Here is a 25,089-nt window from a genome sequence, read left to right as displayed (position 1 = left end):
TGGTGGTCGGTGATGGCAGTGTGGATACACCGCCGGCGGGTTTTGGGGTTTCCTCGCTGGTCAGCCAGTTAAATATATCCGGGCCGTTTTCAATCAGTGACAGGCTCACGCGAACATCGCCGGGGCGGATGGCAACGCTGCGGCCGGTGACTTCAAATACCTTGGAAGCCCAGCCCCGGCGCGGGATCGTGACCATAACGTTGTCGCCCAGCTTGATAGGCCAGGCACCAAGATTGCAGGACAGCTCGACCGATCGCTGGCGTCGCCCCTTCAACAGCACTTGTTTCGTCAGACGTTGACCACGGGCAAAACTGGTCTCGCCCGGCAGCTCAGCCAGATCCCGGATCAGCTCTTCTCCGTTGTCCACAAGCCTGTAGGTTTCGCTGGCCAGTACCGGCAGATCGGTCGGGGTGAAGCGCTCATCGGGATCGGCATAGATCGCTTTGACGATATTGAACTGATCTTCAAACGAGCGCCGCGCTTTTACCTTTACCGGCGCGACCAGTAAGTCCTCATCAATGGTGTGTACCGGCGGCTCATATGCTGCCCCTCCGACAACCAGCTTGCCGCGATCGACGGTCCACCATCCGGTCCAGGCCGTTGACAGACGGTCAAGATTCTTCTTCGGGCTGTCTGCAGTATTCAGAACGCCGTTAAACGCATAGCGATCTTCAGTCCCGCCTCCGGTCAACGGGATCTGTTCTTCTGCGATGTTGGCGTTTGCAATGATTGCAGCGTCATCGATGTCAGCTGCAGACCAACCAATACCGCCGAACATCTCAGGCGTCAGCACGTAGTCCCGCACATGCAGAAACACGTTGGTGGTGTATTTGGTCAGCCCGTCGCGCGGATCATAAACCCGCTTTCCCCGGGTGCGGACGGTGATGGTTTCTACGCCCTGGGGGAACAGATCACCGTCAAAGTCCGCCTCAAAGTAGACATAAGCGATGCCCCGGCCCTGTGCCGTTGCCGCCCATTCAGATACAGCATTGTAATAGCGCGCCTCGGCGGCCTGATTGTCGGACCCATTGTGAACGGTCAGGACGAATTTGCCCTTAAAATCGCTGTCGATCTGGCCCCATCGATCGGCATCCGGCAGCACCGCCGCCTCATCCGCTGCGTATTGTGTGGCGGTCCAGACCAGCGTTTCGCCGATCCAGGCTTCCACCGCGCCGTCAATCTCATGGCAGGCCAGCGGGATAACCGAATGATAGCGTTTGTGCTCTTTGCCATCGGCCGTTGATGTGGAGCGCGCAATGATAGATCCGCCAAGCATCCGTTCGCCATACAGAAACAAGCCCTCTGTGACGGGTTGGATCCGGTTCAGGGTGATTTCTGACGCCCCCGTGCTGGCGGAAGCAGTGGGCGCAAAGGCCATCTGAAGCCCGGCCAGCACACCAGCCACCGCAGCTTGGCCAAGCACTGTGCTCCAGACGAGTGCAGTGCCGGTGGCAAATGCGGTGGCGGCCCCGCCCAGAACGGTGCCGGCGAAAGCAATCACAACGGCAGCGGCATCGGCAGGCGAGGCAAACGCCACCAGAGCTGTTGAGGCCAACAGCGCAAACTTCAGTGTCGATTTCATGCATTTCACTTTCAAGCAATTTTCCACGCCCGGCGCGCGCTTTGCACGGGCAAATAGACGAGCCCCATCTCGGACATAAAAGCGGCGTTGCATCCGACCACCACTCCAAAGGCGCCGGGCGCCAGCCCGGCTGTGTGTCGCATCACCCAGTCGCCGCGGTGACACGCAGGAACCGGCACCTCCGGCAGAACTGCTGAGACCAATTCTTCAACGCTTGAATGCCCGAGCCGTTTCAGCCCCAACAGCGCGCCGAATTCGCTGTCATAGGGCGGTAGTGTGGAAAACCTGCTTCGCCCTGTCACAGCCCTCTCAGCGGCCCGACACATCGAAAGACAATCGCTCTCGCCCCATACGAACGGAACCGCTTGCCAGCGCGCCAGCTCCTCCAGCAGCAGGCGCTCCCAGCCCCTTACTTTGCCCATGTGTCGTCGCGGTTCTGGATCGTCTGCACCAGGTCAAAAAACGTATCGCCCGCGAAGCGCTTCTTTTGATCTTCGGGCAGGTATCGGAACGGCCGCGGCCGGCTAAGATCGAGCGCCCGTTGTTCGCACGCCAGAGTGACCTCCGGGCTGGCCGGATCATCATTGCTTTCCATGTCGTCGGCCAGACCGTCGAAGAATACGTCAGCCTCCGTCAGCTGCCCTTCGTCATCAAAGAGCGCCAGATAAACCGTCACGCGCCGGCGCTGGAACTCCTCGAGCTCCGCCAGTGAAATGATCTCAGCATCGATGCCGGAAAGAGTGACAGCAAGGCCAGAGCTGCCATCGGTGGTGTCCCCAGTGGTATCGCCGACCTGCAGGCACTGCCCCGCGCCGGTATAGGTTACACCGCCATAGGTGACATTTCCCAAGCCGGTGAACATAGCAAAATCACCGCTGTCAAATTGACCGCGAACCAACAGCCCGACACGCTGCTTGCCGACCGCCTCCATTACAGCGCCTCATTCAAAGAAAGCGACCGGCTGCGAACACCCGTCTGAGAAAGGGAAGCGCCCTCATCGCCCTTGGCCAGAGCCCAGGTGCCATATGGCGCCAGCATTTCAACAGCCGCCCCGGCGGCAACATCTGCGCGAAGACGCGGGCTGATCCCGATACTTTGCTGATCTGAGACGTCCGGCGCCTCGGCCGTTGTAATGATGTGAAGATGGCCGGCGATGGTCACATAATCGCCAACCGCTGCACTGTCGCCGGCAGCAAGCTGGAGAACAATGGTTTTGCCCCTGACCTGCGCGGCGTCCGCAAAAGTTGGATTGGCGGTCACCAGTCCAAACGGGCCAGCGTAATCCACAACCGGCAATGTGAACGACTCCATCACACCGTCAAGCCCAGCGACCCAGGCCAGCACCGCAGATGCATCGCTGGAAATCATATGGGTCATGTCGAGCGTCGCCGTCCACATCCCACCCATAAAATCATATGGCGTTTGCATGAAGGAATAGGGAGACGCTGCGCGGTGTGAGTTGGTCTTCAAGGTAAAACGCCAGGATGCCAGCCGGACGCTATCAGGAACTGTTGTCACCATTATTTTCTCACCCTGTTCCAGCGTGCTAAGGCTGATTGGATTTCATCACGCATTGGACCGCGCAGCGCCGCGACGATCCGCTCGGGATTGTTGGAACCACCGTCGACTGAAATATAGAAAGTCTGTGGCATACTCAGCGACGAGCTGCCGCCGGCGACAGAGCTGCGCAACGCCGACTGCGCCTGCGCGACATTCAGCACCGCACCATTCTGGCTGGGGACGTATATTTCGGAATTGGGCGTGGCTTCGTTGATCAACATGGGCTGGCCTGCGCGGCCAGATCCACCGCCCGCGCGCGTGATGTCAAAAACCTTTCCGATCGCGCCGAGTATGCCGTTGCCGGCTGAAGTCTTTGAAGCGAAATCGCCCACCATCCTTTGCACCACCAGAACCTGCATCAGCTCCGAGATGATCGAGTTGGCGAAATCTGCAAACTTCTCCTTGCCGGTTTTGGTATTATCAAAGATCGACGTGAACGCCTCTTCCGTCGACGATTTCACCGTGCCCATCACGCCAGCCAGATCGAGCGCGGAATCCGTCACCGCGTCATAGCGCTCTTTGGCCAGTGACAGAGTTTGCCCCGCCTCTTCCTCAGAAATCACCCCGGCCTCCAGCGCCGCGTTGACCGCCTCACGCGCCTGCGCATATTTTTGCGTTGCGGCCGCCGCCGGATCCAGCGAGGCGGTCAGAGCCTCATAGGCCTGGATGATTTTCTCCAGCGCATCGGTCTCTGATTTGCTGCCACCACCCCCGCCACCAGATGTGGTCGGATTCGTGTATTTGTCCCGCAACCGTGCTTGAGCCGTCAAAACCCGCTCGACCTCATCCATCTGCGCAGTGGTCATGTTCATCAGCGCATGCTGGTCCGCGACTTGGCGACGCAAATCAGTATCGATATTTGAGCGTGTATCTTCGGGCAACCAGGGCGTGATGCTCATGTCTTTCAATCTGGCGCGCTTGTCTTCCAGATTTTGTAACTCCCGGGCCTGTTCGTCATATTGTTCAGCAAGCTTGTTAAACTGAGCATTCTGCGAAATGCCGAACACGTCATCCAGCCCCATGACGACGTCAAATATCAGGCCATTAAATGAGGCGCGCATCTTGCCCATGATATCGTCCCAGCGCCGGCGCATTTCAGCACTACGCTCGATGATATCACTGTCCAGAACCATGCCGAGTTCCTGAGCATCGCTTGCCAAACGGCGCATCTCAGCGCCGTTGCTGGCAAAGAGCGGAGTCAGCATGGTTGCGTCATTGGCGAGCGCTTCCATGTAAAACGTCATCTGGGCCTGGCTGACACCCGCTTGTTCCAGCCCGTTCACGTAGGCCTGCAGCGCTTCCGGACCCGACAGCTTCGCAAACGCACTGGCAGTAATGCCCACCTTTGGCGCAATGTTTTCAAAGAAGTCCTGCAGCGGCCCGCCGCCCGTGGCCATGAAATCACCGACCTTGTCATTCACGTCCTTCAGAATATCGGCGATCTTATCCTGGCCGATACCAAACTTGCCCGCGGCGTAGGTCAGCTCCTGAAATGTCTCGACACTCACGCCCGCCAGCCGGGACAGGTTCTCCAGTTCGACCGCCATCTCGGTGGCCTGATCAACCGCGTTCTGGATGCCATTCAGCGTGAACACCCCGGCAAGGATGAGACCAAGCGATTTAGCCGCGGTCCCCATCAGATCAAACTTTCTTGTTACCTTTGAGAGATCTTTCTGCCCCCGTTTCGCAAACCGCTCGATGCGGCGCACGTTGCGATCCATCGCCTTGGCAAAGTCCCGATCGCGCGCCGCAAGGATAATGTTCAGCCGCTCGAAATCGTTTTCGGCCATCAACCATACTCCTCAACAAGCTTGTGATATTCTTCTAACGATGGGGCCGAGGAACCCGGCTCCGATCCCTCATTCATTTCGCGGTGCCCTTCGACAACCAGCATCCAGTCGCGAGGGATCATTGCCCGGATCTCCGCTGGCTTGTATCCGATCGTCGCCCCCCGTTTGATCAGGGTGCGGACGCCCCAATTCTTCAGGGCGTCTCCGTTTTTTTTTGATCTTCATCAGTACCGGCATCGTCAGACTCGGCCAGGGCGTCCGGCACGAATGCGACCCCGAGAACGCCTTGTGCCAACGTGCGCAGATGCAGGAGCTGGTCGGGCCCCTGTTCCGCAACCAATGCGTCTGCGTCCGCGTCTTTCATACCGCCGCCAACCAGACCCAGAGCAACCAGGTCACGGACTTCTGTACTGTTGGGCGAAGTCGATCGCCCAAAGAAGCCATCCCAGATTTCAAAGATACCGCGGTGCTGATCTTCAAACCGCTCGATCTCTTCATTACGGAGCAAAAGGATCTGCCTGGAAGAACCGAGCTTTTCAACCACGCCGCCACGGGGCGCTTTCTTTGCGATCCCCATCAGACAGCAGGCGTGTAAACAACGGCGCCAGTTGAGGAAAGCGACATCGAGCCTTTCTGCGCCCCCTCCTGCTCGCCTGAGAACTCAAGCGTATCCAGCCGGAAGGCGGCGGCAAAAGTCCCGATGCCGGGCACGACAACCTCAAGATTGACCGAGTTGTCATCCGCCATGGAAAGTGCCACCAACTGCTTAAACACAGCCAGGTCCTCGATCAGACAGTCACCACTGAAGGCCGCGCTTGCCACACCCGGCAGACTTGCAAACCACATCTTGGTTTCCGGCGTTGTATTGTCCGGCGTTGTCACATCGATCTGTGTGTTGTTGATCGAGAACGTTTTTGAATTCAGCGCGCCAAACGCACTGAAGACTTCAGGGCCACCCCCGTCTCCGACTTTCAACAGCAATGCGCGCCCAAGTGTCTTGACCATAATATCCTCACTTTCGATTGATTGATCCGCTCCGTGAGCGGTGCGTTAAAGGCTGTCCAGGGTGGCTTTAAAGGCCAGCGTGCCCTGGTAAGTTTTGCCATCCGGCTTGCGGCCGACTGTCTGTGTCAGCCACAGCAGCTCCAGCAGGTGAAACCCCACAATGGCGATGGTGTCTTGCTTACGATGCAGCGCCCGGCGACAGGCGCCCGCGATCTGCGTTGCTTCCACCCGGCCGGCTTCCGGGCGGGAATGAATCTCAAGCCCGAAGATGATCTCGGCGCCCTCTGTGTCGCCGGTATCAAATGGCTGTGGTTCAAAATCTCCGAACCGGACAAATGGGAATTCAACGTTGTCGGGCGGCTCGTCATAGATCCGCCCCGCGATCAGGCCGCTTAATGTCAGGTCAGCAACCAGCGCCGCGCGAACCGCGACCTGCAGCGCCAGCTCATAGTCATCCGCCACCGGTCACCTCCTTTGCGGCCTTTCTGACCGCGCGCCTGATGCGCCGGCTCCAGCGCTTGCCCATGTATTGGCGCGCCCGGCCGACAAAACGATAGCCCTCGGTCGTGCCGCGCCAGACCTCTTTGCGTTGCCCCTTCACCTTGCCGATTTTGGCAGCCTTCTTGCGGCCATGCTCGATCGAATAGGCCCGGTCTTTTTCGGCGCGGGGCGCATTGCTGTCGATTACGACAACGGTGCCCATCATGCCGTCCGACTTATACTCGGTGCGAATGCCAGCTTTGGTATCGCCGCTCGTGTTGGGAGCAAGCACTTTTGCAACCCGCGCGGCCTCTTCAGTGCTTTTATAGACCGCTTGCTTTACGTTTTCCTGCACTGCGGTAGGCAGGCGCTTGAGTTGCCGCGTCAGGCCTGTGGCGTCAATTTTCACAGCGCGCCACCCCGCTCAATCAGGAATTCCAGAACATCACCCTTGCGGCTGACCTGTGCCGGCCCTGCGGTAATCGACCAGGTAGCTCCGCGCACCGAAACTGTATCGCTGGCCAGGATCGATCGGGCTTTCGCACCGGAGCGGATCCGAAGTGTCCCCGTCACCTTGTCCTCGAGCCGGCCGGCGATCAGTTTTTCCCGCCCGGGCGTTTCCCGAAGATCCGCCCAGAGTCGCAGGAACTCAGCCGGCGCATCCCCTTCGTTTCCATATTTGTCGACCACTCCGGGCGCTTCCCGAAGAAACACCGCCCGGTCCCGATAATTGCCACCGCGCGCCATCAGGCCACCGCCCCGATCCGGGCATGACGGGCAAGAATACGCTCGACACCCATTGGCAATTCAGTCGCCGTTGTTCCAGTCACAACCGCCTCGCGGTTCTCAAAATAGTGGCCAACCAGAAGCGTGACAGCAGCCACCAGATCGGCCGGCACATCTGCCGCCAGTGCATTCCCCAGCACATAGTCGATCTCGACCACCGCGCGGCCCCGCAATGTGGTCGGGAAGTGCGCACCGGGTGCCGGCACCACGATCCAGGGGTGGGTGCTTTTGCACAGACGGTAGGTCGCGGAGGCCAGGGTCTGCCAATCGCCGGCGCTGTCCATATAGCGGATCTCGGACACCGACTGGATGGGCGAACCGGGAAGCCTGATCTCAGCGCTGAAGGCGTCAAGCGTCCGGGTCCAGGTCTGCGTCATCATCGCCACACCGATGCCGTCAGGACCGTCGATCCGATCGACTGCCTGACGGATCATATCTGTGATCACCGCGTTCTCTTCATCCTCGTCGCAACGCAGGCGCAGCTTCATAACGTCGATCTCGATCGGCAGCGAGGCCGGCGCCGGCGGGGTCGTAACCTGAACACCAGACCACATATCGTTTACCCCTTACTCAAAGGCTTGCCGGCATCGGCCTCCATAGCCTTCTGCAACTCAGCGACATTCTGAACGAGCCCTGCATTGGTGTCCGAAAGCGACTTAACTTCTGCCTCTGCGGATTTGACGGTGGTCGTTGCATCAGCCAGAAGCTGTTCCAATTCCGTCACCCGTTTAAGGGCATCATCACGCTCGAGCTCGACCTTGCCGGCAACGATTTCGGCCTCGCCAATCTGAGATTTCAGCAGATCGATGTCACTATCACGGCGCTCGGCAAGCATCTCATGGGCCCGCTGCTCAGCCAAAACCGTCACCGTCACGCCGGCAATCTCTTCTGCCTTTTTTTGCTCGGCTTCATTCGCCTCAGCGCGCTTAAGGGCGTCCTGCTCTGCACGTTCGCGTGCTTCACGCTCTTCAGGCAATTCCACGGCCATGATTGCCTTTTTGTCCTTAGCGTTAGGCGCAGTGATTTGGCCGGCAAGCAACATGCGCTTGGCCTCATTCATGCCAACGGTGACCGTGTCCCCGATGGCATCGTTCACTTTCGGGCCCGAACGCGGAACCGCCATCTCGACTTTGATTTTATCCATGGTCTTTCCTTTCAAAAGTGGGGTTTGAGAGAGGGCGCGAATGTCGCGCCCCCCTGATTTCCCTGTGCAAACCCCGCTTTATGCAGCGGCCATCTTCAGGCGTTTGATCGCTTTGGCATCCCCGACCGTGCCGCCCATCCGTGCGAAGCCCATCACACCGATACCAGGTGCGAACTTGCTGTCCTGAATTGACATGATCGAGATCCCGCCGATTTTGCGCACGAAGTAGCGCGAGAAATCGCCATAGACGATCGGGCTGACGGCGGCCGCGATCGAGGGCATCGCCTGGTTGACCGAATAGGGAACAGTCACAGCCCCGACCTTCAGACGCCCCAGACCGTCCGGTGCCTCCTGGATCAGGTAATTGCCCTGGCCATCTTTCATCTTGTGCAGCGCCAGCAGAGTGCTGTCGTTGAACATCGCCCGGGCTTTGGGCGAGGCGCGATAGGCCGCATCGACCGAATGCACCAGGGTCAGGATTTCATCAGAGGTGATCGCAGATGCGCTGACTGCGGTGTAACCAAGCGCGGACCCAGCGTTGATACCCAGCGGCTTGCCGGCCCCGTCACCAGTTGTCAGATCCCGGTTGAGCTTACGGCCAAGGCGCTCTGCCAGCAGAGAATTGATCAGAGCTTCCACGCCGATATAGCTGCCGGTCTGCAGCTGAATGGAGATCTTCAGCCACTCAGTATCATACAGGTAATCTGAGAGATCCGTTTTGGTGAACACGACATCTTTGGTGCCGGTGTCCGCGATCGGGTCGCCTTCTGCTGTGTTCTGCACCGCCTCCTCGCCGGTATCATCAACACTGGGCAGCGGCATGGTTCCTCCCCCGGTGGTCGGAAGCACTGTGCAGATGTTGTCGTCATACATTGGCCCCCAGGCCGCCAGAACTTTGATCAGTTCCTGATGCATCTCATCGGGCACAAGGTAGCCACCAGCGGCCTGGACGCCGGCGATTTGTGCGCGAGCCTCACCGGCGGCCTCCATTGTCGAATAACCCGCAGCCAGCACGGCCCGGACATTCGCCGGGCAAGCATCACCCGCGGCGATGGCGGCGAGATTGGCATGGAAGGCCGCGCGGTAATTCATCGGCGCGGGATCCTGGACGCCGCGGCCCTCGCCGTCTTCACCCAATGGGCGGCGCGGATCGCCCGCGTTCAGGCGCTGCTCGGCTTGCTCAAGTTTTTCCAACCGGCCGATACGCGCCTCGATCGCGTCCGCTTCCGTCATCGCCGCGTCAAATTCTGTTTCCAGCTCTTTGGCGCGGGCTGCCGGCGTATCGTCTTTGATCTCATCGAATTTGGCGCGGGCATTGGTAATGATGCGCGCACGTTTTTCTTTGAGCTCTTTGATAAGAACACTCATGACATTTTCCTCTCAGGTTTTCAGGTAGATGTGGGCGCGCGCTTCCGCTGCCCGTTTGGCTTACCGGATCCCGGCAAGTTTCGACTTCATCCGGACGCGTGCCAGCGTACTGGATGAAACTGGTTTTGCTTCGCGCTCCGCACGGTGCTCTTCAAGGCACCGCAGACCGATCTCGGTCCCGTCATAGGCAGGCGAAGTGACGATCGCGACGTCATAGAGGCGATCGAATTTCTTGATTGTCCGGACGGGGATGTCTCCAGTGTCGTCCCACTCATGAATCCCGACCGAAAAGGCAAAGCTCATTTTGTCCAGATCGCCGCGTTTCATTTTCGGAATGATCCGGGCCACGTCGGGGTCGGCAGGATCCAACACCGTCTCGATGTAAAGGCCCCGATCATCTTGGGTGATGGTCAAAGTGCCCGATCGCGTTCGCGCCAGCGGCAGCCCCTCATGGTTGATCAGGAACGGCACATCATCTTGCAGGACATCGTCAAAGGCGCCGCGCTCAATAACCTCAGTGAACCAGCCGCCAATGTCAGCAGCTTCCCCAAATACGGCGGCATAACCTGCGACACGCACGCCTTCGCCATCGTCTCCCTCGCCCTCACGAATTTCGGCCGGCAGCGCCAGCCTGACTTCACGCTTCGCCATCGTCATTCCCTTCATTTGGTTTTTCACCACCGACCAGCTGTGTGACCGGCGCCATCGCGCCCTGCATGAACAGCTCGTCGCCGCCCGGCTTGTTCTCGCGATTGTTCAGAGCCCGGCCTTCATTCGGCGTCAGCTGGCCGCTGTTGATCCCCTGCGCCAGCGCATCCATCCGGCTTTTCAGATCACCGCGCAGCAGCGCATCCAGATTGGCCTCGGCGTAGATTTTGCTTTCGTCCCGACCGTAAAGCTTCAGATTGATCTCCTGCTCAAACTCGGTCAGCCAGGAAGACAGGGTGTGTTTCACCAGCTGCAAATCCTGCTGCTCGGTGTTGGAAAATGTGCCGTTGGTCAGATCCTGGACGAACACGGGTGGCAAAGAATAAATCCGACCAATCTCGACCACGTTCTGCAACTTGGTCTCATTCATCTGCATTTTCTCTGGATCAACACCGACAGGTTTGACCGTGTGGCCCTCGGGAATATTGACTGAAGCCTGTCCCTTGGCAGAGGCTTCACTAAACGCCTCTTTCAGATCGGCGGAAGCCCGATCCATTGCGCCTGGTGATGTATAAGGCCCGGTCACCACGAAGGGCGGAACACCGTCACTGCCAAAAATGCGGGCGCCATATTTCATCACCGCGATCGCATAACCGATCGTCAGCTTGTGGGAGTAGATGGGCGATCTGGACTGCAGCCCGTTGGCGGACGGCATAAACGCCAGATCGATGACATCTTTTGCCGCGTAGTCGTGCGACTTTCCGTTCTCTTTGTAGTGATAGGTTTTGCGCCCGTTGCGGCGCGAGACCGTGACTTTGTCGATATCCAAAGGCCAGATGTTAACAACGTCGCCTTTGCCATTCCGTTCGATAAAGGAGATGTGCCGCCCCTTGGTGAACACATCGACATATGCTGCAAAGCGCCAGTCAAACGCGGTTGTCTCCGGGTTTGGCGCCCGGTTGAGAAGAACCGAGATCCGCGACCCCTGGACTTTGACCCGGCCATTATCTGACTTCTCAAAGATACCGATCGGCAGTTTCGCCAGCGTTCTGGCCAGAAAATTTACCGCACACCAAAGCGCCGGGATTGAAAGCGCCGTCTCGATCGTGACTTCCTCGCCTGCCCCACCGAGAACCTGCAATCCCAGAAACTGCGGAAGGTTTGGGTCACTGCTGTGCATGATCTGGACCGGCGCATCTGAGCGCGTTTCAACAGGTGGGTTTTCAATCGCCGGTTTCCCGCGCGACCGTCTGAATAGCTTCATCATCCAGCCTTTCTTATCGAGAACTCGGGATCATCCCAGGGGGAGGAGACCAGCGGCGTCACCACCGGGCTCCAGGCCATCAACAGCACCGCGTTAAACAGCGCCATTACCGGGTCGATCTTTGCCGACCCGGACACCGCCTTGGTCACGATGACCGCATTGCCACGTTGCTCTGTCTTTGCATTCGCCACACACCAGATCATCAGCGCCTGATCGGCGTGGATCAGATTGCCAGAATAGAGCTTGCGCTCCGCGCCCTTGATCGCGCTGTTGAGTTTGTAGCCCTGAGAGACCGCGCACATCTGCTGCTCAGTAAGCCCCGCCTGCAGCAGCGCATCAAAAATCTCAGCAATGCCTTCCGGATCCATGCCCACCGCATTGCTTGCGGGCAGCAGTCCGGCCTCATTCACCTGCTCAATGATTGCGACCAGATCCGCCACGTCCTGACCGGGCGTCTCGCAGATCACCAACTCCCCGGCCTGATGCAACTCCTGCAGCTTGGGCGCGATGTTCTGGCGCAGCTTTAAAACCGGCTTGTTCACCCAGGCCTTTGACCAACTCAGCCAGCGGCGGCTTTCCCGCTCCCGGCCGATCAATGTCAGCCCCAGCAGATCGTCCAGCCCGCCACCATCGATGCCGGCCACAACCACCTCGCAGCGCGCAAGGATGCTTTCAAACGTCACCGAGCTGTCAGTGGTGTCTTCCCAGAAATTCGCCCCGACCCAGCGGTCGTGCAACATCGCCATGCCGATCTGGACATTGTGGTGCTGCGAGGCAAACAGCGCCAGCGCCTCCGGACCCGTGCGCTCCGCCGCAAGCAATTCATCGGCCAGCCAGCTGGGGTCAACGGAACGGCCAAGATTGGGATTGACCCGCGCCCAGTTCTGCGGATCTTTCCAGCCGTCTTTCTCAGACACAGCCAGTGGCAGCTCATACATCAGCGCCAGCAGGGGCAGGACAAGCCGGCCGTCGCGCACGTCCCGGGCTTTCTCGATCTCCGCTTTGAACACGCCGGTCGGTGGTTTCTTGGACTGGGTGGTGATCTGCAACAAAAACCCGTCTGGGCGCGACGCCAGAGAGCCGCGGATTTCAACAAACAGCTCTGCCGCCTTTGCTTTAGCCGCAAACACATGGGTTTCATCAATCAGGATATAGGTTGCTTTTGAGCCGGTGATGACATCGCTGTCCGCGGCTTTGATAAAGATCACCGCCAGCATGGTGCGATGTTTGATTTGCAGGATGTGGTCCTGCACCTGAAACAGTTTTGTCAGTTCTGCATCGAGCGCGATGATGCCTTTGGCTTGTTTGAACGCGATGCCGGCAATGGTTTTGGTCGGTGCCACCAGCAACAATTCGGCTTCCGGACGCTCATTCAAAATCGCCGCGGTCACGATGATGGCGGCGGCGATCGAGGACTTGCCATTCTTCTTCGGGATCAGGAGAAAGAACTCCCGGATCATCCGGCGCTTCAGCTCCGGGTCATAACTGCCGAATATTGCCCGCACCAGGTCAAAGGTCCACGCGTCGCAAGCCTCGCCATAGGTCGGCTGCCCAAAAATATCCGGCACCCGGAGCCGCTTAAAAACACGCAGGGCTTTTTCGGCAACCGCGTCAAACAGCGGCAGCTCCGGCACCAGCGAACTGCGCGCCATGATCCGCGCCTCCCAGTCAGGAACCGCGGTGGCCCATTTTGGGTCCGGCTGATGCACCGGCGCCAGATCCATCAGTTCACCTGAAAGCCGGGGGTCAGATCGCTGGACCAGCCCGAGCCTTCACCGGCGGATTGTGCATCAAGCAATTGCTGCTCTTTCTTGCCCAGCGGTCTGGCCTTCAGCTCCTCTGATTTCTGCGCAGCGACTGGGTCAAACGTGCGCGCCATGAGCATCAGGTCGGATTTCTCGATCATCTTTTCCAGCGCCTTCATCGCAGCAACATTGCCATCATTCGCGGCATCCATCATTTGCTCAAACCGGCGCGCATCCAGACGGTCGCGCATAATCATCCGCGCCTTCAGCTCTGAAAAATAATGCTTCCGCAGAGTTGGTTGCGTGACATACACCGCCCCGGCGATGCGGGAATTACTCCACCCCAAAGCAAGTAACAGTTTGATTTTATTGCTGTTTCTCAGTGTCCACACATGTGCAGGTCGTCCCCGCTTCCCGTTGGGCAGCCGATATGGGTCGCCAAACAGGTCCACATCGCCTGAAAATTCCTCGGCCATGAAAAAAATCTCCAAATGTGGGGAAGACGGGTTTGGGCAAATTCAATCCCCGAAGGGATCCGACCCACCCCTCCCTATGGGCGCGCGGATATCTAATCGAATTCGCCGGCACGCTCCTGCCGCTGTTTCTCGCTGTCGTGCCAGTGCTTGGCCACCGCCTGCAGGTTGTCGATGTCCCAGAACAGATCGAGGTCACCGCGGTGCGGGATCTTGTGGTCGATCACCGGGCTGTTTGCTGCGGGGCTCCTGCCAATCAGGGCAACACCCGTCTGCTGGCAGATCCAGCCATCCCGCAGCAGGATCTCTTGCCGCAACGCTTTCCATCGCGCCGATGCGTAGAGCTTGCGCCACGGCTCCGGGCGGTAGCGCCGCTTTGGTTTTGGCTTTGGCACCTCTTGCATGTCATTGCCCGCGCCGGCTTTGCACTGGTTGGGCCCAGCCCCAAAGCGCGCGCCCGGCGCACGGCCGAGCCTGGACGTGGGTATGCCACGGCCCTTCAATCGTCCCATAGAGATCACCTGATGTCTGGTTGCGGGGGGAGGAATTGAACCCGCGGCATCAGTGTTAAGAGCCACGCGAGCGGCCGACTGCTCGGCCCCGACAAACGAAAACGCCCGAGGCAGGATCTCTGCTTCGGGCGCAATGCGATTGAGTGCAATATGTCAACGACCCCTCTCTTTCGTCAACCCCTTTTCTGCCAAGGCCGCTGGCGGGGCATCGCACAGGTCACTTCAAAGGCGCTCAGATTGCCATAGGACTGGAACGTGTGGCGCAGCTCAAGCAGCGAAGACCCTGTCCCAGCGACAATGCGTATGATGGTGAGTGCAACTGCGTCTACATAGCGCGCTTGCTAAAAGAGGGCGGCAACGTGTTACAGCTCGATGAGCCGATGAACGATTTGGACATGGAATTCCTCCGCGCGTTCGAAGACGCGGTGGTCGAATTCGCCGGGTGTGCTGTGGTGATCACGCACAAGCGTTTCTTCCTCGACCACCCAAATCCTCACTTTAGAGGCGAGAATGTGGGTGGTCGAGGGCAACTTTGAAGATTACGAAGAAGACGAAAAACGCCGTCTGGGGGGCCGATGTGCTGGACCCAAGCGGTTGAAGCTTAACAATATTGTACAGTAACTATTCAAACGCTGACGGGGAATATTCTTTTTTCCTTTCGGCGTATTTGTACAGTATGTCAGTTTCATCCACGTTCTTCAAAACCGCATACTCCTCAAGGTACTTCTTAAATTTCTCGCCTCGTCGCGAAAGGCCATTCATGAACAACAACATCGCCTCGTCGTCCGACAGTTGAGCTCTAATTAGGTTAGTATATAATCGTTTGTCCACAATATCGCTTTTGTCGACAAATTTGAACAGGTTATACAGCGTTCGAAAATAGTGCCCAAGCTCGGACTTTTGTTTGCTGTAGAACTCTTCATACGCGCTTTCCGAAGTGTCCTTGTCACCGTGCGAGTCATACATATCGCGATACTTGAGTTGATTGCTTTTTCGAATCCGCTCAAGAAACACCGGAAAAACGTCCTTCCCAACGACGTCAGGTTTATCCGTGGACTTTAAATCCATGCTTTCGACGATGCGGACAAAAATCTCCAAAAATTGAAAGAATGTTGCCTCAAAGATCTGCTTCTCCTGCGCTTGCAGTTGCGAAGTCGCAAGATCTTGCTGCTTCTCCAACAAAGATTTCGACCGCTTTAATTCAGTTTTCAGCAAGTCCACTTCATGCCTTTGCAACAAAATTGCGTAGATAACGGCAGCAAACGCCAATCCTGTGAATAGAGAATTCACTGCACCAAACATGTCTCCAAATGTGCCCCTATTGGGAAGCCAATGAACCAAGAACCAATTGCCAACCCACAAAATAATGACCAGCAAAAAAATCACGACGGCGAACCCAAGACCGGGAGCTTTCTTTTCCATAATTTCCTTCTTCTTAAAATTAATATTTCCCAAGTGGCGGGGAATGTTGGCGACACTATGTGTTCCAACGCGCTGTAACAACGGTTTTGGCGTTCGTCTCTGTTGAGAAGGCGGTTCTCCCAATGCAACGGCTGAGTTGTGTAGGAAAACCCACCACGCGCCGCCTTGTACCAGCCCACCGCGTCTGTGGATGCTGACATGTTACAGCCCCAGTTCAGCCGCCATCAACACCGCCCGTTTTTTAGCGGTCTCCAGTATGACTTCAAGCTGGGCGGGCTCATCCGCCGCTTCCAGCTGAGCTTTGACCGTGCTGCGCAGCCCGGACACACGCTCACTGAGCCGTCCGGCAGTGAGCGCAAGATGTCAACGCCCCCTCTCTGTCGTCACCTCTTTTTTTGCCATGGCCGCTGGCGGGGCATCTCATTGCTCACCTCAAAGGCGCTCAGATTACTATAGGCATGGAACGTGTGGCGCAGCTCAAGCAGCGCGCCCCACCATTCCAGATAGGCGCGGCGGGCGCGGCCGATCATTGGCGCCGTTACCGGATACCTGATCGGGCAATAGCGCACATTGTGGGCCTTGCCACCGGCCGTGAACGTGCCGCTCTCCGTCACGGCATATTGCCCGAACTGGTTGTGCGCCATCTCTCTCGGCGCAACGTATGGCACCGCATCGGCCATGACGTCCGGTGTGCGCCCCGCACGCGCCAGTTCGGCGATCAAAAGCGCCATGCGCCGCCCACCGCGCACATCTGGCAACACAGCCAGCGCGTCCGCCACCAGATCGGCATCCGGGTGTGAAGAGGAGCGGCCACCGCCGTCTACCTTGCACCCGAGCAGCCCCTGTTGGTGGATCACATACTCAACGCCATATGCCGGCGGTGCCTCATCCAGATCGTCCCCAAAATCGATCGAAGCCCTCTCGCTCTGAAACGCCCATATCAGCAGTTGCTGGATGGAAACCTGCGCCTTAATCGCACCCCGCGCCGGAACCACCGCCTTGCCTATCACCACTGTCGTCATCAAACCCATCCTCAAGTCTCCGTTTTTTCATTATCAGCGCTGCTGCGCATTCGTGTCTTCCAGCCGCCCCGCCTCGCCCGCTTCCACGATTTGTTCGCAAACCCGCACCCGGTCCCGATAGCCGTGCAGCCACGTCCGCTCCTCATCCGTGGCATAGCCGCGCCGGATCTTGTCGCTGATCATTTCAACCCGGCGCTTGTTCTCCGCCGCCCGCTCACGGATCTTTTGCAGCTGATAGGAGCCCGGCGGCAGACCTGTCCTGTTCAGGTCCGAATAGAGCTCCGCCAGATAGCCGCCGGCCTGCGCCCGCGGCCCCTCAACCGAGCGGAACCAGCTGCTGATAATCCGCTTCTCCTCAGCAGGTGGCTTTTGCAGGCTGGCGGCATCCCGGCGGATCTCAATCACCGATGGCCAAATGAACTTGTTGGCGCGGATCGCGTTTTCCTCGATCAGTTCCGCCAGCGTTTTCACATTCGCCTCCGCCATATAGGCCAGCGCATCCGCAAGCCGCGCGCCCATCTTTTTGTGGGCATCCAGCGTGGTGCCCCGCTGCCGTTTCAAACCAACCTCATCCAAACGCTGGATCAGATGCAGCCTCACCACGTCCCGGCCCCTGGCCCGTTCCTCACTTTCCATTGCTCTGCCTTTCTCTCAGCATTCAGAAGTCAAAATGAAATTCCACGATCACGAAGATCCGCCTCGCTCACCAGTTCTTGGGCCAGCATTCTTCGCGCTAGGTTTGGTTTGATTGCTGACGGAGGAACGAATGAACCTGACTTAACTTTTCCTGCCCAGAACGTTTCTGGGGAGCCGCGTTCCATTTGGTTTTTTTTCCTGCCGCTTGCGCGCGGGCGGTTAATTACTGGTTCTTTTACAGGTTCCTCTCCAGTGGGCTGGAGACGGCTTTTGCGGTTTTTTGGAGACGGGTCGGGGTGTTTATTGGAGTCGGCTCCGTCTCCAGTTTTTGGAGTCGGCTTCGCCACATTCCCGACTCCAGTTTTTGGAGACGGCTCAGCGTCTTTTGCAATCTCAAAACCCAGCAGATATCTGGTTGGTCGTTGCCGTTTGGTTTTGTTATCCCAACTCTGGTGACGCTGGATCAGGCCTTTCCTCTCCAGCGAATTCAGAGCGTTGTTTAGCGTCCCGTTTGAGACGCCGGTCGCAGCAATCAGGTAACCCTGTGTCGGGAAACATCCTTGCGACGGGTTGTGGCAGTCGCACAGGTGAAACAAGACCCGAAACTCACTGTTGCCCAGATCAGTCGCTTCAATTTGCGAAAGCCAGTTGGTTGCTTTGTGGCTCACGACGCACCCCATAATTCATTTCTAAGCGCATGCCCGGACGAGGCGGCCGCCGGCCCCACACCCCCACGGTAGTTGCGGTTCACAGCGGCGCTCACGCGGCCACCTCAGTGATGACCAGTGACTGTAAAAAAGGGCGCGCAGTGTGAACTGCGCGCCAGGTCTCCACAGGGAGGTTGAGGGGGAACACACGTCCCGGGCAGCCACGCCCCCCTCTGGTTCGGTGTGGCCTCCTTCCGACCCTCGAGGTCGCACCCGGGCAGTTCTGTTTGACACGATGTGACGGGGCGGATCTCATTTCTGCCGCTCCAGTGCCGCCCGCGCCGAACGGAGCGCATCGGTCGCATCGTCTATTTCTTTGATGGCCTGCGCATTTTCTGCAGCACAGGAAGATTGCTCGGCCGCAAGGATCGCAGCGATCGCCTCGCCGCTTTCCCTTGCGATCAGACCAGTCTGAATCAGCAGGCAGTCCGGAGCATTATCAGCACGATTTTCCAACCGCCGCGCAAGCAACCGCGTCACGGGATAGCGGCCAGAGGCATCTTCCAGCGCGATCAGATCCGCGATGGTCCAGTCCAGATGGCCGGAGACCTTTTTGCTGATGGTTCCCTTGCTGGCCCCCCCACCCCAACGGGCGTTGATCGTCTCAGCGACAGCGTCGTAGCAGCCAAACCAGTCGATAATTGATTTGATATTCGCCCGCGCGATCTGACGAAGATCAGACATGGGCAACCCCATTTCCTGGGCGCGAGTACAGTTTCAAGCGATAATGGACACATGACAACAGAAGCCGGCAAATCATGTAACATCCCCAATGTTGGGAATTGCCTGGCGCCCTGGCACCCTCGACCACCTGAAAAGGTGATCAGGTACTTCGACACCACTTTTCTCACACATTTGGCGGATAAAGGGATACCACCCAGCGGGAAACATCCCGTCCTTGATAGCCCGGGATACATCCTGCGCACGAAATCCAAACGACGTGATTTCATCACGACCAACCAGTTCTAAAAATTCCCGAATATCCATCATGTGAAACAAAATATGCATTTTGCTTAGTTTGTAAATACGCATTTTGCTCAGTGCCACAAATTAGCGTAGACGGTAGTATCTCCAAATGCTCGAAGAACTAGAAGATAATATTGAAGCAGTCGCAGCGAGACTGAAACGGGTCCGGGAAATCCTGGACATGTCTAAGAAGGATTTTGCCGAACGCGCGGGCCTCAGCGAGCAAGTCTATGGCCCGTTTGAAAATGCGCGGCGTGAACTCTCCCTCTCTGCAGCGAAGAAACTCCGCAAAACCTACGGCTTGCCTTTAGAATTCATGTATTTTGGAAAAATCGCCGACCTGCCGCACAGGATAGCTATGGCCCTGTGATCAAGACCTTCGGTCAGATCAACCCAAAAATCCAGTGGCAACCAGGATTGGTTTCGGGCCTCTTTCAACATCTCCAGTATTTCTTTCTCATCCACAGCGCGATCTCCATGACACTAGAACATTAGCAAAACAATTGCATTTTGCGAAGAGCCAAGTTTTAGCGGTTCAACCAGAGATTGCCGACGATGGCCTGAGCTCCAGTTAATACGTCCGACTTGTCACGATTCGGGCTCTGCTCGTCGCCCTCAGAAACAAAAATAAACAATTTGCTTACTTTTAAACTTGATCTACGCAATTTGCTTAGTTAAAGCTTCCAGTAGTGAAAAGGAGGCTCAGATGTCAAATCTCGTCAACCGACCAATCAGTGCAAATACGCTTTCCGGCGCTCGCATGATCGCGACCCATGGTGCCGTCCACTCCCCCACCATCCGCGCGATGGCATGGCGCACCTTGCTGAACGCCCGCGGCTGCCGGTTCAACGGCCAGCGCATCATGCTGCAGACCGTCGCCCTGAGCGGACGGTGCGCGGCATGAGCCAGACTCTGTTCAAAGTCTCAATCATCGAGGCCGATGGCGAGCCGACATATTACAGCTGCTCGGAATATGACTTCGCCAGCGGCCACTTCAATCAGGCCATCAGCCGGCATTGCCATTACGCCCAGATCGCGATGGTTCAGGGCAGTGAGCTGACCATCATCGCGCGCCAGTTGACTGACCTGTCACCACCGGCCGCAATCGCAGCCGAGTAACCTCACAACAAGATCCCACTCACGGGAGGCCCGCCCCGTCTGCATCTGGACCGCAGGCGGGGCAACACATAAAGGCGCGCCATGAGCTCTACACGTTTCACCAAGGCGCAGGTCACGCGCGCCATCAGCGGGGCACAAGACGCTGGATTTGAGGTCGGCGTGGTCGAAGTCACCAAAGATGGTACAATCAGGATCCTGCCACCTCAGGCGGGCCAGCAGACAAAGCCTGATGAAGTGGAGGATTTCTTCGATGCCAAGGGTTAATCTCAAAGGGATTCACAAGGTCAGGAAGACGTTGGCCAGCGGCAAAGTCATGGAATATCACCGGGCGTGGAGAGGCAAAGGCGCACCAACATTCTGGAACAGTGACGGCAAAATCAAGATCGGCAGTGCCGAGTATATAGCCGCTTTCGCGGCAAGCGCCCCCGCTTCGCCGGCTCAGGGAAAATTCAGAAGCGTCATTACAGAATTTATGGACAGCCAGGACTTTATGAAGTTCTCTGCGCGATACCAGAAAGACATCCGCACATCCCTTTTCCATCCAACTAATGGCATTGATCAGGAGTTCGGCGACGGCCCCCTCGCTGCCATCAATGACCCCCGAATCCGACGCGTTGTCCTGAAATGGAGGGACCGGATCGGGGGGAAGGTAGGAGACGACCGGCTGCGCCACCTTCAGCGGATCATCAAATTCGGCCTGGACCGCAGCCTGCTGACGGAAAATCGACTAAAGGATATTAAGTCGGTCTACAAAGCGGATCGCGCCGACATATTCTGGTCCCCGGAGGAAATAGATGCCTTTGAGGCAATGGCGCCCAAACATATTGGGCGGATCCTTGTCGCGCTTTGCGAAACCGGCCTGCGCCCCGGCGATCTTTACCGGCTCAGCCTGTTCAACGTCGAAAAAACACCAAAGGGGCAGCGCATTGTCGTCCGCACAAACAAGCGAAAGCGCCCCGCCTCGATCCCGGTCACCCGCCGCATGGCAAAACTGATTGCTGAAACGCCAACGGGCCAAGCCACCATTCTGGTTGGCAAGAAGGGGCAACCCTACAAGAATCCAAATTATCTGGGCGATGCTGTCTCAACGGCCCGTGACGACATAATCAAGGGTGCGCGAGACAAAGGCCTGCCTGACCCGTTCCGCCCTGACCTGCGCCTGTATGATGCGCGCGGCACTGCCGCAACGCGACTGCTGAGGGCTGGTGGAGAGATAGGTGAAATCGCTACTGCCATGGGCTGGTCGATCAAACACGCAACCGAAATCATCGAGGCATATGTCCGCTTGCATCCGGACATGGCGGACGGTCTTGGCGCGAAGATTGAGCGGTACGATGCGAGAACAAAACTGTAAACCAAGCTGTAAACCGGCTGGCTCTCGCTGCATCAATGACCGGGTAAGTCATTGTTTTTAATGGTCGGGACGGCAAGATTCGAACTTGCGACCTACGGTACCCAAAACCGTCGCGCTACCAGGCTGCGCTACGCCCCGACTGAGGGCTGAATATACTCAGCCCCCGGGAATGGAAAGAGCTAAATTACGATTTTTCGCCACAATCCCAAAGAATTTTTTCCGGGCTCAGCCCTGGGTGGCGAATTTCGCTGCCAGGCGTGATTCCAAGCCGGCCGGCGAGGCCGCCGTTGATCTCCAGAACCATCAGAATGTCATTGCCGCCAAAAATCGGCGTTTCATCGCCGGGGATGGCGTTGCTTTTGACCTCGCGCACAAGACCGCTCTCATCGACAAAAATCATATCCAGCGGGATCAGCGTATTCTTCATCCAGAAACTGGCCGGTTGTGGCGCATCAAAGATGAACAACATGCCGGCGCTGCTGGCGAGTGAGTTGCGGTTCATCAGCCCCTGGGCGCGCTCCGCGTTGTCGTCCGCCACTTCAACCGTAAAGCGGGCAGAACCCCAGTCGCCGCGCAGCTCGACAATATCATTGCGGCAACCGCCGGCCAGGGCGGCAGTGCCGGTGGCCAGCGACAGCAGCAGGCTCAGCGCGATGCGACCTGCCTTCATTCGTCAAACCTCGGCGCAGAATCCCAGGCACAGACCTGGGCGGCCATGCGCCCGCGTTTGCCATCCACAACTTTGATGCCGACGGCTTCTCCCGGCTGCAAATCAGCCAGACCCGAGCGGCGCAAGACTTCTATATGCACAAACACATCGTCCTCTTTGCCAAATACATTTGCAAAGCCAAATCCCTTGGCCTTGTCGAACCACTTCACCCGCGCGGGTTCAAGCAGCACATCATCCGGAAACTCCCCCAGCCCCAGCTCAGGGTCTTCCATCAGATAGATCGAATTGCTCTCCGGTGGTTCGATGCTCAGCACCTCCACCGCCTGCACGCCGCGATCTGTCTGCTGCACAGTCAGTTCAATACCCGCAGAATCGGCCACTGAACTCTGGCCAAAATTTCGCAAAACGTTTGCATGCAACAAAATGTCCGGCCCGCCATCCCCAGTGACAACAAAACCAAACCCTTTTGAAGGATCAAACCACTTTACATGTCCAAATACGGCAACGGCCGCGACATCTTCATCCATAACACCATTTCGGGGGTCCCAATGCCCCACATCCCAGAAGAAACCTGGGACAGGTCGGCTCCACTTGCAAGTTTTATTTAAGGCAATTTGCTCAACCACTTACGAAGCAGCGTTAAGTTGCTTACGGATTCAGTCGCTGAACCTTCCAAGCCTCCTGCAGCTGTAATCTCCGCCACTGAAAACGGTTGTGCAGGCGGAACTCGCCATCGGCCCAGAATTCAAATTCCAGTGGCCGGATCCGGTAGCCGCCCCAGAACGGCGGCCGTGCCGGTTTCAACCCGTGGCGCAGCCCTTCGCGTGCCGCCGCTTCCACCAGCGCCGCCCGGCTCTCCAGCGGTCTGGACTGATCTGAGGCCCAGGCGCCGATCCGGCTGCCCAGCGAGCGTGACTGATAATAAGCATCCGACGTGGCCGCATCGGCTTTTTCCACCAGACCGCGCACCCGCACCTGGCGGCGCAAAGACTTCCAATGCATCACAAACGCGGCTTTGCCCCCGGCCAGCTCCGCGCCTTTTTCACTGGCGTAATTGGTGAAAAACACCAGCGCGTCGCCTTCAACCGCCTTCAGCAATACCATACGCACATTGGGCATGCCTGACGCGTCCACCGTCGCCAATGCAATTGCATCCGGATCGTTGGGCTCGGTTTTTTCCGCCTCAGCCAACCAGTTGCGAGTGATTGCAAACGGGTCATCCCCTGCAAATATTCCGTGTCTGTTGCCCATATCGCTGCCTCAATCGGTTCATTCTCTATGCGGTGTTCTGGCACGCCCGGATCAGAATCCGCAACAGTGTTTCCGGTGGGGCAAGACTTGAAGCAAAGGCTCAAACCGCATACACGAACATAACTCTTATATAAAAAACGTCGAGGACCACAGATGTCAAATAACCTGATGAAGGGCAAACGCGGCCTGATTATGGGCCTGGCCAATGACAAATCCATTGCCTGGGGCATAGCCAAAGCGCTTGCCGGTGCTGGTGCTGAACTGGCCTTTTCCTACCAGGGTGAGCAGCTGAAAAAACGGGTCGGCCCGCTGGCAGACAAGCTGGGCTCTGACATGGTGATCCCCTGTGACGTCTCGGACGCGGCCTCGATCGACACCCTGTTCAATACGCTGGAAGAGAAATGGGGCACGCTTGATTTTGTAGTGCACGCCATCGGCTTTTCCGACAAGGGCGAGCTGCGCGGCCGCTACGTTGATACCAGCCGTGACAATTTCAACATGACGATGGATATCTCGGTCTATTCCTTTACCGCCGTCTGTGCGCGCGCGGCGAAAATGATGCCCGAAGGCGGCTCGCTGCTGACTCTGACCTACTATGGTGCGGAGCGGGTGATGCCCCATTACAATGTCATGGGCGTGGCCAAAGCGGCGCTGGAAGCCTCGGTGCGCTACATCGCCGAAGACCTTGGCAAAGACGGTATCCGTTGCAATTCCATCTCCGCCGGCCCGATCAAGACCCTGGCCGCATCCGGCATCGGCGACTTCCGTTACATCATGAAATGGAACGAATACAATTCACCGCTGCGCCGCAATGTGACCATCGATGATGTCGGCGGCTCGGCGCTTTACCTGCTGTCTGATCTCGGCGCCGGTGTGACCGGTGAAACCCACCACGTGGATGCGGGCTACCATATCGTCGGCATGAAGGCGGTCGATGCGCCTGACATGAGCAAAGGCTGATCCAGTGTTCGCGGTGCTCGCCCCCATATTTGTGCTGCATCTGATGGCCGCGGTCAGCCCCGGCCCTGCGGTACTGATGGCGGCGCGCATCGGGCTGACCCGGGGCCTGCGCAGCGGCACGGCGCTGGCGCTGGGGATCGGCACCGGCGCAGTGGCCTGGGCGGCGGCGGCGCTGTTTGGGCTTGCCACCTTGTTTGAGATGGCCCCCGCCGCGCTGACCTTTCTGAAAATTGCCGGCGCCCTCTACCTGTTCTGGCTCGCCATCGGCATGTGGCGCGGCGCCGATGCGCCGCTGGCCAGCAGCACGGAGGCCGACCGCGCGCCGATGTCGCTGAAACGCGCCTTTTTGCTGGGCCTGACCACCCAGCTTGCCAACCCGAAACCAGCGGTCTTGTTTGCCGCCATTTTTATCGGTGCGGTGCCTCAGGACAGCGGCTGGCCGCTTTACAGCGCCATTCTGGCCATCGTCTTTGCCAATGAGACCGTGTGGAATATCTTTGTCGCCCGCCTGTTCGCCTTCGAACGGGCCCGCACCACTTACCTCAATCTGAAATCCGTAATCGACCGCGTGCTGGGGGGGCTGCTCGCCGCCCTTGGCGTTAAAATCGCGGCGAGCTGAAGGACC

General features: G+C 57.9%; 34 protein-coding genes, 1 tRNA gene and 1 pseudogene. 8 read left to right on the top strand and 28 right to left on the bottom strand.

Translation table 11 applies throughout. The annotated features are described in order from the left end of the window. The 18 genes from DWA01_RS11730 to DWA01_RS11645 form a co-directional block, all read right to left on the bottom strand. Nucleotides 1–1,582 (bottom strand): phage tail protein (locus DWA01_RS11730; protein WP_419186999.1); only part of this gene is annotated, 1,582 nt, incomplete at its 3' end. A gap of 11 nt (nucleotides 1,583–1,593) precedes the next feature. Further along, nucleotides 1,594–2,004, bottom strand: coding sequence for a DUF6950 family protein (locus DWA01_RS11725; RefSeq protein ID WP_114286027.1), 411 nt, complete (start codon nucleotides 2,002–2,004; stop codon nucleotides 1,594–1,596). Continuing rightward, nucleotides 1,992–2,513, bottom strand: coding sequence for a hypothetical protein (locus DWA01_RS11720; RefSeq protein ID WP_114286026.1), 522 nt, complete (start codon nucleotides 2,511–2,513; stop codon nucleotides 1,992–1,994). The genes DWA01_RS11725 and DWA01_RS11720 overlap by 13 nt, the downstream gene beginning before the upstream one ends. Then, nucleotides 2,513–3,100, bottom strand: a complete 588-nt coding sequence (locus DWA01_RS11715; RefSeq protein ID WP_235008529.1) for a hypothetical protein — start codon at nucleotides 3,098–3,100, stop codon at nucleotides 2,513–2,515. Before DWA01_RS11715 ends, DWA01_RS11720 begins: the two co-directional genes overlap by 1 nt. A 2-nt stretch (nucleotides 3,101–3,102) precedes the next feature. Further along, complete coding sequence (locus DWA01_RS23130) at nucleotides 3,103–4,932, bottom strand: phage tail tape measure C-terminal domain-containing protein (protein WP_160116028.1); 1,830 nt, start codon at nucleotides 4,930–4,932, stop codon at nucleotides 3,103–3,105. 193 nt (nucleotides 4,933–5,125) lie between these two features. Next, the gene (locus DWA01_RS11705; protein ID WP_160116027.1) at nucleotides 5,126–5,476 is read right to left on the bottom strand and encodes a GTA-gp10 family protein; all 351 of its coding nucleotides are present in this window, start codon (nucleotides 5,474–5,476) and stop codon (nucleotides 5,126–5,128) included. Between the two features lie 32 nt (nucleotides 5,477–5,508). Further along, nucleotides 5,509–5,937: a phage tail tube protein gene (locus DWA01_RS11700; RefSeq protein ID WP_114286023.1), complete on the bottom strand. Its 429-nt coding sequence runs from the start codon at nucleotides 5,935–5,937 to the stop codon at nucleotides 5,509–5,511. 45 nt (nucleotides 5,938–5,982) lie between these two features. Then, entirely contained in the window at nucleotides 5,983–6,399 is a 417-nt protein-coding gene (locus tag DWA01_RS11695) for a DUF3168 domain-containing protein (protein ID WP_114286022.1), read from the bottom strand. Beyond that, complete coding sequence (locus DWA01_RS11690; protein WP_114286021.1) at nucleotides 6,389–6,826, bottom strand: hypothetical protein; 438 nt, start codon at nucleotides 6,824–6,826, stop codon at nucleotides 6,389–6,391. The genes DWA01_RS11695 and DWA01_RS11690 overlap by 11 nt, the downstream gene beginning before the upstream one ends. Then, nucleotides 6,823–7,164, bottom strand: coding sequence for a phage head completion protein (locus DWA01_RS11685; protein ID WP_114286020.1), 342 nt, complete (start codon nucleotides 7,162–7,164; stop codon nucleotides 6,823–6,825). The genes DWA01_RS11690 and DWA01_RS11685 overlap by 4 nt, the downstream gene beginning before the upstream one ends. Continuing rightward, the gene (locus DWA01_RS11680) at nucleotides 7,164–7,757 is read right to left on the bottom strand and encodes a head-tail connector protein (RefSeq protein ID WP_114286019.1); all 594 of its coding nucleotides are present in this window, start codon (nucleotides 7,755–7,757) and stop codon (nucleotides 7,164–7,166) included. Before DWA01_RS11680 ends, DWA01_RS11685 begins: the two co-directional genes overlap by 1 nt. Nucleotides 7,758–7,762: 5 nt before the next feature. Next, complete coding sequence (locus tag DWA01_RS11675) at nucleotides 7,763–8,347, bottom strand: hypothetical protein (RefSeq protein WP_114286018.1); 585 nt, start codon at nucleotides 8,345–8,347, stop codon at nucleotides 7,763–7,765. Between the two features lie 78 nt (nucleotides 8,348–8,425). Next, entirely contained in the window at nucleotides 8,426–9,715 is a 1,290-nt protein-coding gene (locus DWA01_RS11670; RefSeq protein WP_114286017.1) for a phage major capsid protein, read from the bottom strand. A 60-nt stretch (nucleotides 9,716–9,775) separates the two neighbouring features. Further along, nucleotides 9,776–10,366, bottom strand: coding sequence for an HK97 family phage prohead protease (locus DWA01_RS11665; protein ID WP_160116026.1), 591 nt, complete (start codon nucleotides 10,364–10,366; stop codon nucleotides 9,776–9,778). Further along, nucleotides 10,353–11,630 (bottom strand): phage portal protein, encoded by a 1,278-nt coding sequence (locus tag DWA01_RS11660; protein ID WP_114286015.1) that lies wholly within the window; start codon nucleotides 11,628–11,630, stop codon nucleotides 10,353–10,355. The genes DWA01_RS11665 and DWA01_RS11660 overlap by 14 nt, the downstream gene beginning before the upstream one ends. Beyond that, nucleotides 11,627–13,351 carry a terminase large subunit gene (locus DWA01_RS11655; RefSeq protein WP_114286014.1) on the bottom strand — a complete coding sequence of 575 codons (1,725 nt, stop codon included), beginning with the start codon at nucleotides 13,349–13,351 and terminating at the stop codon, nucleotides 11,627–11,629. Before DWA01_RS11655 ends, DWA01_RS11660 begins: the two co-directional genes overlap by 4 nt. After that, nucleotides 13,351–13,824 (bottom strand): hypothetical protein, encoded by a 474-nt coding sequence (locus DWA01_RS11650; protein WP_200832564.1) that lies wholly within the window; start codon nucleotides 13,822–13,824, stop codon nucleotides 13,351–13,353. The genes DWA01_RS11655 and DWA01_RS11650 overlap by 1 nt, the downstream gene beginning before the upstream one ends. A gap of 116 nt (nucleotides 13,825–13,940) precedes the next feature. Further along, entirely contained in the window at nucleotides 13,941–14,357 is a 417-nt protein-coding gene (locus DWA01_RS11645; protein WP_136057728.1) for an HNH endonuclease, read from the bottom strand. Nucleotides 14,358–14,665: 308 nt separating this feature from the next. On the opposite strand from DWA01_RS11645, the pseudogene DWA01_RS11635 reads away from it, so the two are divergent. Next, nucleotides 14,666–14,978 (top strand): annotated as a pseudogene (locus tag DWA01_RS11635) (energy-dependent translational throttle protein EttA); the annotation flags it as partial. Here DWA01_RS11635 and DWA01_RS11630 read toward each other — a convergent pair. From DWA01_RS11630 to DWA01_RS11610, 6 genes are all read right to left on the bottom strand, one after another. Beyond that, complete coding sequence (locus DWA01_RS11630; protein WP_136057727.1) at nucleotides 14,979–15,779, bottom strand: putative phage abortive infection protein; 801 nt, start codon at nucleotides 15,777–15,779, stop codon at nucleotides 14,979–14,981. A gap of 201 nt (nucleotides 15,780–15,980) precedes the next feature. Continuing rightward, nucleotides 15,981–16,106 carry a hypothetical protein gene (locus DWA01_RS23875; protein ID WP_268807728.1) on the bottom strand — a complete coding sequence of 42 codons (126 nt, stop codon included), beginning with the start codon at nucleotides 16,104–16,106 and terminating at the stop codon, nucleotides 15,981–15,983. Between the two features lie 56 nt (nucleotides 16,107–16,162). Next, entirely contained in the window at nucleotides 16,163–16,801 is a 639-nt protein-coding gene (locus DWA01_RS11625) for a hypothetical protein (protein ID WP_136057726.1), read from the bottom strand. A gap of 33 nt (nucleotides 16,802–16,834) precedes the next feature. After that, entirely contained in the window at nucleotides 16,835–17,437 is a 603-nt protein-coding gene (locus DWA01_RS11620) for a hypothetical protein (protein ID WP_114286009.1), read from the bottom strand. Between the two features lie 29 nt (nucleotides 17,438–17,466). Further along, nucleotides 17,467–18,105: a helix-turn-helix domain-containing protein gene (locus tag DWA01_RS11615; protein WP_160116025.1), complete on the bottom strand. Its 639-nt coding sequence runs from the start codon at nucleotides 18,103–18,105 to the stop codon at nucleotides 17,467–17,469. Between the two features lie 291 nt (nucleotides 18,106–18,396). Beyond that, nucleotides 18,397–18,828, bottom strand: coding sequence for a hypothetical protein (locus tag DWA01_RS11610; protein WP_114286007.1), 432 nt, complete (start codon nucleotides 18,826–18,828; stop codon nucleotides 18,397–18,399). Between the two features lie 391 nt (nucleotides 18,829–19,219). Here DWA01_RS11610 and DWA01_RS11600 point away from each other — a divergent pair, with 391 nt between their 5' ends. From DWA01_RS11600 to DWA01_RS11585, 5 genes are all read left to right on the top strand, one after another. Beyond that, nucleotides 19,220–19,480 (top strand): helix-turn-helix transcriptional regulator, encoded by a 261-nt coding sequence (locus DWA01_RS11600; protein ID WP_114286005.1) that lies wholly within the window; start codon nucleotides 19,220–19,222, stop codon nucleotides 19,478–19,480. 336 nt (nucleotides 19,481–19,816) lie between these two features. Beyond that, the gene (locus DWA01_RS11595) at nucleotides 19,817–20,014 is read left to right on the top strand and encodes a hypothetical protein (RefSeq protein WP_114286004.1); all 198 of its coding nucleotides are present in this window, start codon (nucleotides 19,817–19,819) and stop codon (nucleotides 20,012–20,014) included. Beyond that, on the top strand, nucleotides 20,011–20,229 hold the full coding sequence (locus tag DWA01_RS11590; RefSeq protein WP_114286003.1) for a hypothetical protein: 219 nt from the start codon (nucleotides 20,011–20,013) through the stop codon (nucleotides 20,227–20,229). The genes DWA01_RS11595 and DWA01_RS11590 overlap by 4 nt, the downstream gene beginning before the upstream one ends. An 81-nt stretch (nucleotides 20,230–20,310) precedes the next feature. Continuing rightward, a complete protein-coding gene (locus DWA01_RS23125) occupies nucleotides 20,311–20,493 on the top strand; it encodes a hypothetical protein (protein WP_160116024.1) in 183 nt (60 codons plus the stop codon). Further along, nucleotides 20,459–21,583, top strand: a complete 1,125-nt coding sequence (locus DWA01_RS11585) for a tyrosine-type recombinase/integrase (protein ID WP_235008528.1) — start codon at nucleotides 20,459–20,461, stop codon at nucleotides 21,581–21,583. The genes DWA01_RS23125 and DWA01_RS11585 overlap by 35 nt, the downstream gene beginning before the upstream one ends. A 61-nt stretch (nucleotides 21,584–21,644) precedes the next feature. Here the strand turns inward: DWA01_RS11585 and DWA01_RS11580 are convergent. The 4 genes from DWA01_RS11580 to pdxH all read right to left on the bottom strand — a co-directional run bounded on the left by DWA01_RS11580 (nucleotide 21,645) and on the right by pdxH (nucleotide 23,504). After that, a tRNA-Pro gene (locus DWA01_RS11580) sits at nucleotides 21,645–21,721 on the bottom strand. A gap of 46 nt (nucleotides 21,722–21,767) precedes the next feature. Beyond that, on the bottom strand, nucleotides 21,768–22,253 hold the full coding sequence (locus DWA01_RS11575) for a DUF192 domain-containing protein (RefSeq protein WP_114286001.1): 486 nt from the start codon (nucleotides 22,251–22,253) through the stop codon (nucleotides 21,768–21,770). Beyond that, complete coding sequence (locus DWA01_RS11570) at nucleotides 22,250–22,780, bottom strand: cold-shock protein (protein WP_114286000.1); 531 nt, start codon at nucleotides 22,778–22,780, stop codon at nucleotides 22,250–22,252. The genes DWA01_RS11575 and DWA01_RS11570 overlap by 4 nt, the downstream gene beginning before the upstream one ends. 121 nt (nucleotides 22,781–22,901) lie before the next feature. After that, a complete protein-coding gene (gene pdxH / locus DWA01_RS11565) occupies nucleotides 22,902–23,504 on the bottom strand; it encodes a pyridoxamine 5'-phosphate oxidase (protein WP_114285999.1) in 603 nt (200 codons plus the stop codon). Between the two features lie 153 nt (nucleotides 23,505–23,657). Between pdxH and fabI the strand changes: the two genes are divergently transcribed. Beyond that, a complete protein-coding gene (gene fabI / locus DWA01_RS11560) occupies nucleotides 23,658–24,464 on the top strand; it encodes an enoyl-ACP reductase FabI (RefSeq protein WP_114285998.1) in 807 nt (268 codons plus the stop codon). 4 nt (nucleotides 24,465–24,468) lie between these two features. Then, nucleotides 24,469–25,083, top strand: a complete 615-nt coding sequence (locus tag DWA01_RS11555; protein ID WP_419186998.1) for a LysE family translocator — start codon at nucleotides 24,469–24,471, stop codon at nucleotides 25,081–25,083. Nucleotides 25,084–25,089: the final 6 nt, after the last annotated feature.

Origin of the sequence: Candidatus Halocynthiibacter alkanivorans, from assembly GCF_003333265.1 — a bacterium.
Taxonomy (GTDB): domain Bacteria; phylum Pseudomonadota; class Alphaproteobacteria; order Rhodobacterales; family Rhodobacteraceae; genus Halocyntiibacter_A; species Halocyntiibacter_A alkanivorans.
Note: the sequence above shows the minus strand (reverse complement) of the source record. Positions and strands in the feature narration are given on the sequence as shown.